This window comes from Sphingopyxis sp. (genome assembly GCF_035998965.1).
Lineage (GTDB): Bacteria > Pseudomonadota > Alphaproteobacteria > Sphingomonadales > Sphingomonadaceae > Sphingopyxis.
On sequence record NZ_DASYHE010000038.1, the window covers coordinates 87,446 to 93,990 of the forward strand.

The 6,545-nt window shown below is 63.7% G+C and carries 8 protein-coding genes; 4 read left to right on the top strand and 4 right to left on the bottom strand.

All coding sequences use genetic code 11. The features are described from left to right. Nucleotides 1-99 precede the first annotated feature (99 nt). Nucleotides 100-498: a hypothetical protein gene (locus tag VGN68_RS05690; RefSeq protein ID WP_327474715.1), complete on the top strand. Its 399-nt coding sequence runs from the start codon at nucleotides 100-102 to the stop codon at nucleotides 496-498. Here VGN68_RS05690 and VGN68_RS05695 read toward each other — a convergent pair. Continuing rightward, nucleotides 495-1,058, bottom strand: coding sequence for a YqgE/AlgH family protein (locus VGN68_RS05695; protein ID WP_327474716.1), 564 nt, complete (start codon nucleotides 1,056-1,058; stop codon nucleotides 495-497). The genes VGN68_RS05690 and VGN68_RS05695 overlap by 4 nt on opposite strands. Nucleotides 1,059-1,357: 299 nt before the next feature. Between VGN68_RS05695 and VGN68_RS05700 the strand changes: the two genes are divergently transcribed. Together VGN68_RS05700 and VGN68_RS05705 are read left to right on the top strand one after the other, a co-directional pair. Further along, a complete protein-coding gene (locus tag VGN68_RS05700; RefSeq protein WP_327474717.1) occupies nucleotides 1,358-1,840 on the top strand; it encodes a peroxiredoxin in 483 nt (160 codons plus the stop codon). Nucleotides 1,841-2,024: 184 nt separating this feature from the next. Continuing rightward, on the top strand, nucleotides 2,025-3,506 hold the full coding sequence (locus tag VGN68_RS05705) for an AMP nucleosidase (RefSeq protein WP_327474718.1): 1,482 nt from the start codon (nucleotides 2,025-2,027) through the stop codon (nucleotides 3,504-3,506). Nucleotides 3,507-3,583: 77 nt separating this feature from the next. Here the strand turns inward: VGN68_RS05705 and VGN68_RS05710 are convergent, their stop codons facing one another. Next, complete coding sequence (locus VGN68_RS05710) at nucleotides 3,584-4,405, bottom strand: hypothetical protein (protein ID WP_327474719.1); 822 nt, start codon at nucleotides 4,403-4,405, stop codon at nucleotides 3,584-3,586. Between the two features lie 100 nt (nucleotides 4,406-4,505). Further along, nucleotides 4,506-4,988 carry an SRPBCC family protein gene (locus VGN68_RS05715; RefSeq protein ID WP_327474721.1) on the bottom strand — a complete coding sequence of 161 codons (483 nt, stop codon included), beginning with the start codon at nucleotides 4,986-4,988 and terminating at the stop codon, nucleotides 4,506-4,508. Between the two features lie 48 nt (nucleotides 4,989-5,036). On the opposite strand from VGN68_RS05715, the gene VGN68_RS05720 reads away from it, so the two are divergent. Further along, complete coding sequence (locus VGN68_RS05720) at nucleotides 5,037-5,363, top strand: metalloregulator ArsR/SmtB family transcription factor (RefSeq protein ID WP_327474723.1); 327 nt, start codon at nucleotides 5,037-5,039, stop codon at nucleotides 5,361-5,363. A gap of 53 nt (nucleotides 5,364-5,416) precedes the next feature. On the opposite strand, the gene VGN68_RS05725 is transcribed toward VGN68_RS05720, so the two are convergent. Beyond that, nucleotides 5,417-6,545, bottom strand: a 1,129-nt coding sequence (locus VGN68_RS05725; RefSeq protein WP_327474725.1) for a M2 family metallopeptidase, incomplete at its 5' end; no start/stop codon positions are given.

The window sequence follows — 6,545 nt, forward strand, 5'->3', positions numbered from 1 at the left end:
AATTTGCTATTGTGACACGAGTGTTACAAAGCGCCGGAAACATTGACTTTTCCGCTGATGGGGCAGAAAATCGGCTAGAGTTTTCGGGGAGATAGAGAAATGAAAAAAAGTTTGCTGCCGCTGATCGCTTTGGCCTTTGCGACCCCGGCTGCCGCGCAATCGATCATCGTCGTGACCGGACCGCAAGCCGATTCGACGGCCCTGCCCGTCGCTTATGCCGAGCTGCGTGCTGGTGAAAATCACGCCGCTGTCGCCAAGCTGACCGGCGAAACCAATCTCGACGCCCGCGACCCCTCGCGGCTGATCAACCTCGGAACCGCTTACGCTCGTCTGGGTCGCACCAGTGACGCCGCCGCCGCCTATGACGCGGCCCTCGCCAGCCCGATCCGTTACGACCTCGAACTCGCCAACGGCCAATATGTCGATTCGCGCTGGGCCGCCCGCACCGCGCGCGCCAATCTCGCCGCCGGTCGTCCGCTGCTCGCGCTCGCGCGCTAAGCCTCACCGCCTTCGGTTGTCAGCAAGCGGGCGTCCACGCCCGCTTCGGCAAACGCCGCCTGCCAGCGCTTGGCGGGCGGCGTGTCGAACAGCAGGGCGTCGCTGCCCGGGGTGACGTGCCAGCCGTGGCGCACCATCTCGCCCTCCAGTTGCCCCGCCGACCATCCGGCATAGCCGAGCGCCATCAGCCAGCGCGACGGCCCGCGCCCTTCGCCGATTGCGCGCAGGATGTCGTGCGAACTCGACACCATCCAGCGATCGCTGACCTGCACGGCCTCCTGCCCACCCCAGTCCATGCTATGCAGCACAAACCCGCGCGACGGCTCCACCGGCCCACCGACAAACACCGGCTGTTCGAGCGGATCGTCATGTGCGATTTCGAGCTGGTCGAGCACCGCGCCGACGGTCATCCCGGCCATCGGGTCGGAAATCCCGATCCCCATCGCGCCCTCGTCGTCATGGCTGATCATCGCAATCACCGAATGCTCGAAGCGGGGATCGCCAATCCCGGGCAGCGCGAGCAGCAGCTGGCCGGTGAACCAAATGGGGTCAGTCTCCATCGCGCCATCATGCAGTGCATGGGCGGGGTGGTCCAGCATCTTTGGTGGGCGGAGGATGGCTTTGGAAAGGAAACCCGCCACCCTGCTCCCCGGCGAAAGCCGGGGCACAGGGCGTTAGAAGGCAAACGTCGCGTGATGACGCTCTGGACCCCGGCTTTCGCTGGCAAACTGCAAAACAGACCGTCAGCCATCATTCCCGCCAAAATCCCGCCCCCACCCCTTCACCAACCTTGACTCCCGCCCCGCCCGACCCAATGTCTCGCCGACCAGAAATCCCCTCAACGAAAAGGATGCCGACCATGACGATCCAGCCCGGCGACAAGCTGCCCGACGCCACCTTTGTAAAGGTCACCGAAAACGGCCCCGAGCAGGTCAGCACCGCCGAATATTTCAAGGGCCGCAAGGTCGCGTTGTTCTCGGTCCCCGGCGCCTTCACCCCGACTTGCTCGGCCAAGCACCTCCCGGGATTTGTTGAAAAGGCCGACGAGCTGAAAGCCAAGGGCGTCGATGAAATCGTCTGCACCGCGGTCAACGATGCGTTCGTGATGGGCGCGTGGGGCAAGAGCGCCAGCGCCGGCGATGCCGTCACCATGCTGTCCGACGGCAATGGCGATTTCGCCGAAGCGGTCGGGCTCACCATGGACGGCAAGGCGTTCGGCATGGGCAAGCGCGGCCAGCGTTTCTCGATGATCGTCAACGACGGTGTCGTTGAACAGCTCAACGTCGAAGCGCCGGGCGAATTCAAGGTATCGAGCGCCGACCATATGCTCGAACAGCTCTGAAAATCGGGAGGGGCGGCGCGATAAGGTGCTGCCCCTTCGCACTGCGTCATTCCGGACTTGATCCGGGATCCACTGCGGCGCTGAAGTCATGGATCCCGGATCAAGTCCGGGATGACAAGTAGTTGGTGCTGCGGCGGTGTGCCCCCCCTTCCCTTTTGTCACAATTTCGTGCAACAGCGTCGCGATGACATCCAACTCATCGCACGAAACCGCCGACCCCACTGCCCTCGTCGAAGAGGTCATCGCCGAACTGCAAGACAGGTTCCGCGCATCGGTCGCCAACCTCAAATCTGCCATCGCCGCCTATGTCCGTGATCGCACGCTGCCGCCCTCCGACGCCGCGGCCACCGGACTGTTCGACTATCCGGCAATCCGCCTGACGACCACCGGCGAGCAGCGCGAAGGGCAAAAGGGGCATAATCTCGCCTTCGGCCAGTTCGAGCGCGCGGGCGTATTTGTCACCACCGTGACGCGCCCCGACCTGTTCGCCGATTATCTGCGCGACCAGCTCGGCCTGCTCGCGCGCCATTATGACATCACGCTCGAAGTCACGCGCACCGGGCAGCAGATCCCTTTCCCCTATGTGCTCGACGCCAGCGACGGGTCGGACATGGGCGGGGTCACCCCGCTCGAACTCGCGCGCCACTTCCCGACCACCGAGCTCGCCGACATCGGCGACGAACTCGCCGACGGCCTGTTCGGCGCCGACCCCGCGAAGTCGCAGCCGCTCGCGCTGTTCGACGCGCTGCGCACCGATTTCAGCCTCGCGCGCCTGCGCCACTATACCGGCACCGCGCCCGAGCATTTTCAGCGCTACATCTTGTTCACCAACTACCACCGCTATGTCGACGAATTCGTCGCCTGGGCAGGATCGCAGGTCGGACAGGGCCGCTACACCGCGCTCGCCGGCGCGGCGGGACTTTATGTCGACCAGCCCGGCGTCAACGCCAGCGCGCTCGTCGCCGACAGCGCGTGGCGGCGCCACCAGATGCCCGCCTATCACCTGATCGCCCCCGACGGCGGCGGCATCACGCTCGTCAACATCGGCGTCGGTCCCTCGAACGCGAAAACGATCTGCGACCATCTCGCGGTGCTGCGGCCCGAGGCGTGGCTGATGATCGGCCATTGCGGCGGGCTGCGCCCCAGCCAGCGCATCGGCGACTATGTCCTCGCCCACGCATATCTGCGCGACGATCATATCCTCGACAGCGTCCTGCCCCCCGAAATCCCGATCCCGCCGATCGCCGAAGTGCAGGTCGCGCTCGCCACCGCGGCCGAGAGTGTTTCGGGCGCCACCGGCGCCGACCTCAAAAAGCGGATGCGGACGGGCACCGTCGTCACCACCGACGACCGCAATTGGGAGCTGCGCTATACCGACAGCGCGCTGCGCTTTTCGCAGTCGCGCGCTATCGGCATCGACATGGAATCGGCGACGATCGCCGCGCAGGGGTATCGCTTCCGCGTCCCCTATGGCACGTTGCTTTGCGTCAGCGACAAGCCGCTCCATGGCGAACTCAAGCTGCCCGGGCAGGCGAACCGCTTTTACGAAGAAGCCATCGCCGCCCACCTCCAGATCGGCATCCGCGCGTGCGAGACGATGCGCGACGAGGGCGCCAAGCTGCACAGCCGAAAGCTGCGGGCGTTCAACGAGCCGCCGTTCCGGTAAGGCGGCGGCAAGACACCGGATCGGTGGTCAACGATCCTCCCCGGCACGGGGAGGATGGGCTAGCGACCGCCAGCGCCCTACTTCACCGGGCGGCAATCTTTCAGCCAGACCGACGACCGCCCGTAATCCAGCTGGTCAAACGTGCCAGTCAGTTCGACATGCTTGTCCGGCTTCAGCTGCAACGCATAAACGCCCTGCCCCTTCGCGAGCACGCAATTGACCGAAAAGCCCGCCGATGCCCGGCCGGGAACCAGATCGGTCAACACATTTGAAAGCAGCTTCCATTCGACGCGGTACGTATCGCGCACCGGCCCGACATAGGATACCGGCCCATAAAGGGTGAATTGCCGCCCTTCATATCGTTTTTGCACAGCGGCGTTGTTCTTGTCGGCCTGTCCGGTGATGTCCTGCGAAAAACGCAGCACGCTCATGCGGATGGGCGCGCCGGGGGCGCTGGTCGCGCCCAGCCCCTTGGCCGCGAGCGCCTCGCCCGCCTTGCCACCTTTCAGCTGGGTCAGGATGCCGCACATTTCGGCTTTGGCTGCTGCATCGGGGATACCCATCCCGGCGCGCAGCTTCGCCTCCATGCGCACCGTCCCCGTGCCGTCGGCGGCAATCTCGATCGGAAAGGGCCGCGACTTGCCGGTCGCGGGCGGCTCGATCAGCATCGCGCCGCTGTCCGGCTCGGCAGCCAGGATCGCATAGCCTTTCGCGGCGACGATCCCGTTTATCTGTCCGACCGCGCTTGCCATGCTCATGTTCGGCACTGTCGTCGTCGCGACAAAACGCAACCCCGTCACGGGACTGCCGCTTTTGACAAAACTATCTTCGCACGTCGCGGCTTGCGCCGTCCCGGTGCCCAGAAACAGGCCGGCGACGGCCAGGAATACGCGCTTCACACGGTTGCCTTTCGTTGCATCGCAACGCGTTTCATCGCCGCCCCGATCGCCGAATGCCACCGCGAAGATGTACCGGGTATCTCTCCGCAGACGCGCCCGTTCAGCGATACATGTCGGCGCGCAAATGGATGCCGTGCTCGATCCACACTTTCAGCGCACACAGCATCTGCGACCAGCCCTGACAATTGCCATAGCTCGCGCCCAGAGCGCCCTGATTTTCGCGCCAGCCCTCCTCGGCAATCTCGACCAGCGTCCGGCCGTCGTCGAGTCCGGTGAAGCTCATCGTTACCCGGGTGCGGTAATCCGCGTCCGTCAGTTCGCCGTCCGCGACATTCGGCGCCTCGCCCTCGCTGGCTTGCCATTCCAGCACGATTTTTTCGTTCGCGACGACCTCGATCACATAAACCGGGAAGGCGCCGGGAAAATCATGGAAGTCCCATGTTACGGTCGCTCCGGTTTCCAGCCGACCCTGCGCACCGCCGGTGGTGAAATATTCAGACAGCTGCGCGGGGTTGGCGACAGCCTCGAAAACCTGATGCACCGGCTTCGCGATCCGCGCCGCAACTCGAAATTTCAGTTCCATTATCACTCTCCGCTTGAGTCGTATTCTTTTATGTTATAAATTAATAACATGTCAATTCACGACCAATATGACGCGGTGTTCAAGGCGCTGGCTTCGTCGGTTCGGCGGCAGATTCTCGACGATCTCAAGGACCAACCGCTCACGACCGGGGCATTGTGCGCACACTTCCCCGAACTCGACCGCTGCACCGTGATGCAGCATCTGAAGGTGCTGGAAGAGGCCGGACTGGTGATTGCCGAACGCCGCGGGCGGGAGCGCTGGAACCATCTCAACGCCATGCCCATCCAGGACATCCACGACCGCTGGATCGGCCCCCACGCGGCGTCGGCAAGCGCCCGGCTCGCGCGATTCAAACAGACAATCGAAGCGCAATGAAAGCGGCCGGGAAGCACGCTTCCCGGCCAGAAAAATTTACCACTAGGAGGTGATTACCACCCCTGCGGTTTGCCCTTGTTCTGTTCGTCGAGCCAGGTCTTCAGCGGCGCGAAATAATCCGCCATCGCGTTGCCCGACATTTCGCGGGTGCCGGTAAAGGCTTCGAGTGCGTCGGGCCAGGGCTTCGACGCCCCCATTTCGAGCATCGCGTTCAGCTTCGCGCCAACCTCCTTGTTGCCGTAAAAGGAGCAGCGGTGCAGCGGCCCGGTCCAGCCCGCCTGCTTGCACGCGGCTTCGTAGAACTGGAACTGCAGGATGCGCGCGAGGAAATAGCGGGTGTAGGGGGTGTTGCCCGGAATGTGGAATTTCGCGCCCGCATCAAAGGCGTTCGCCGGTCGCTCGCCCGGCGGGACAATGCCCTGATACTGGGTGCGTAGCTGGGTCCAGGCAGTGTTGTACGCGGCGGGCTTGATCGTGCCGTCGAACACGCCCCAGCGCCAGCGGTCGACCAGCAGGCCGAACGGCAGGAAGGCGACCTTGTCCATCGCCTGTCGCAAGAGCAGCCCGATGTCCTTGTCGGCGCTCGGCACCTTGGCTTTGTCGAGCAAGCCGATGTCGACCAGATATTGCGGCGTGATCGACAGCGCAACGAAGTCGCCGATCGCCTCGTGAAAGCCATCGTTGGCGCCGTTCAGATAGAGGAACGGCTGATCCTTATAGGCGCGCTGGTAATAATTGTGGCCGAGCTCGTGGTGGATCGTGGTGAAGTCGTCGGCATTCACTTTGATGCACATCTTGATGCGGATGTCGTCCTTGTTGTCGATGTCCCACGCCGACGCGTGGCAGACGACTTCGCGGTCGGCGGGCTTGGTGAACATGCTCCGCTTCCAGAAGGTTTCAGGGAGCGGCGCCATGCCGAGGGACGAGTAGAAATTCTCGCCGATCTTGACCATGTCGAGCGGCGACTTGCCCTGCGCGGTCAGCAGTTCGCCGACGTCATAGCCGAGATCGCCCGACCCCACGGGCGCAACGAGCGGGTAGATATTGCCCCATTCCTGCGCCCACATATTGCCGAGCAGGTCGGCGCGGATCGGGCCGGTCTTGGGCTGCACCGCGTCGCCATATTTCTCGTTCAGTTTCCAGCGCGTATAGGTGTGGAGCGCCATATAGAGCGGCTTCACT

Bases quoted from the DNA above. Each gene is read 5' to 3' on its own strand.
- VGN68_RS05690 (WP_327474715.1), top strand. From the start codon at position 100: ATGAAAAAAAGTTTGCTGCCGCTGATCGCTTTGGCCTTTGCGACCCCG.
- VGN68_RS05695 (WP_327474716.1), bottom strand. From the start codon at position 1,058: ATGGAGACTGACCCCATTTGGTTCACCGGCCAGCTGCTGCTCGCGCTG.
- VGN68_RS05700 (WP_327474717.1), top strand. From the start codon at position 1,358: ATGACGATCCAGCCCGGCGACAAGCTGCCCGACGCCACCTTTGTAAAG.
- VGN68_RS05705 (WP_327474718.1), top strand. From the start codon at position 2,025: ATGACATCCAACTCATCGCACGAAACCGCCGACCCCACTGCCCTCGTC.
- VGN68_RS05715 (WP_327474721.1), bottom strand. From the start codon at position 4,988: ATGGAACTGAAATTTCGAGTTGCGGCGCGGATCGCGAAGCCGGTGCAT.
- VGN68_RS05720 (WP_327474723.1), top strand. From the start codon at position 5,037: ATGTCAATTCACGACCAATATGACGCGGTGTTCAAGGCGCTGGCTTCG.